The organism is Natrinema soli (genome assembly GCF_028618695.1).
Genome location: NZ_JAQIVI010000249.1, coordinates 1 through 1,469 on the forward strand (window position 1 = coordinate 1; position 1,469 = coordinate 1,469).

The 1,469-nt window shown below is 64.3% G+C and carries 1 protein-coding gene and 1 pseudogene; one reads left to right on the plus strand and one right to left on the minus strand.

Features of this window, described 5'->3' with window-relative positions; genetic code table 11:
- Positions 1-219: pseudogene (locus PGX04_RS34670) on the minus strand (carbohydrate kinase); the annotation flags it as partial.
- A 30-nt stretch (positions 220-249) separates the two neighbouring features.
- On the opposite strand from PGX04_RS34670, the gene PGX04_RS15940 reads away from it, so the two are divergent.
- Complete coding sequence (locus tag PGX04_RS15940) at positions 250-1,329, plus strand: hypothetical protein (protein WP_337959473.1); 1,080 nt, start codon at positions 250-252, stop codon at positions 1,327-1,329.
- Positions 1,330-1,469 lie beyond the last annotated feature (140 nt).

A 1,469-nucleotide genomic window follows, 5' to 3' on the forward strand; every position in this document is an offset into this window, starting at 1 on the left:
GACGGCGACGTTCGCCGGGGCCCCGCCGGGGCGCCGTTCGAAACCGGCGACGTCCTTGAGCGGGCCGGCCCGTTCGGGAACCCAGTCGATGAGCGTTTCGCCGGCGACGAGGACGTCGGAAGACATGCTCGAGTGTCCGCCGCCGACGGCGGTAGTTCTGTCGACAGAGAAACTATATACGAGACCAATTACAACAAGGAAAATAATAGTATGAAACACAGTTCACGCCGCAGACTTCTCGCGGCCGGGGTGAGCCTCACCGCACTGAGTGCGGGCTGTCTCGCCCGCTTTTCAGACGACGAGGCCGACGATTCGGAGGAACCGAACGAGAGCGATCGGAGCGACCTGTCACCGCTCGAGCGCTGGGTCCCCGCATCGGGGAGTTCGGAACTCCTGTTTCACTACCGGGACCTCACCGCAGTTCGGCAGTACGAGGACGTCCTGCGAGCGGACGTGATCGAATCCGTTCCGGTGCTGCCGGACGGAGAGAGTCGCGAGTTCGTCGAGCAGGTAACGGACGGCGAGCCGGCAGTGGACTCCGTGTGCAGGTTCGGTTCCGAGGGCGTTGCCGGGAACGTCGTCGTTTCCGGCTCGTTCGATCCCCATGCGGTCGACGCCGACCTCGAGTCGGCGGCCGGCGATTTCGATGTCTTCGAGCGCGACGACGTCTCGGTCGCCGTCTCCGGGGAGACGGTCGTCGTGAGCCCCGCCGACGGGGCAGATCTCGAGGCGATCCTCGCGGCGGGCGTCGAGGGGACCGGTCGCCGAATCGATTCGCACGGGAATTTCGCGCAGTTGACCGAGCGAGTCGGCGACAGTGCGTTCCTGTGGGGCGAATACGAGGGCAGTGATGACGGTTCCGGGGCCGCCTTCTCGTGGGCGTTCGGTGCCGAGACGACGACGTATTCGACGGTCGCCGTCTATACCGACGCCGATGGGACGGACGAGTTCGAGGAATCTCTGGCGGACCAGCCCGATCTGATGGTCGAAACGGACGGCAACGTCGGTATCGCAACGAAAACGATCCCGACCGGGGAGTACGAGTATCAGGACCCGTTCGCCGAGCGGGGAAGCCAACCGACAGAACTGTACGCGGGGGTGAGCCTCGATACCAATCGGAAACCGAACGCGGTCGTCGTGATGTATCACTCGAGCGGTACCGCCGATCGGGTCGAGGTGCGCGACGAGAGCGGGGTCCGCGTCGAGTTGACCGAGGTCGGCCAGGCCGAGACGATCGAGTACGAGTCCGGTACGTCGGCGACGATTACCGTCGTCGCCGTCAGAGACGGCGAGGAGAACGTCCTCATGACCGAACCCGTCTCGTTCTGAGAGAGGCTCCGCGAGCGAGTGCGAAGAAAAGGAGAAGCGGACGGAAATCGATAGCAGTCGACCGACCTACAGAATGATGCTCTTCTCGCGCATCATTGCGTGGATCGAGGCGTCGAGGCCTTCGCGGCCGATCCCCGAGT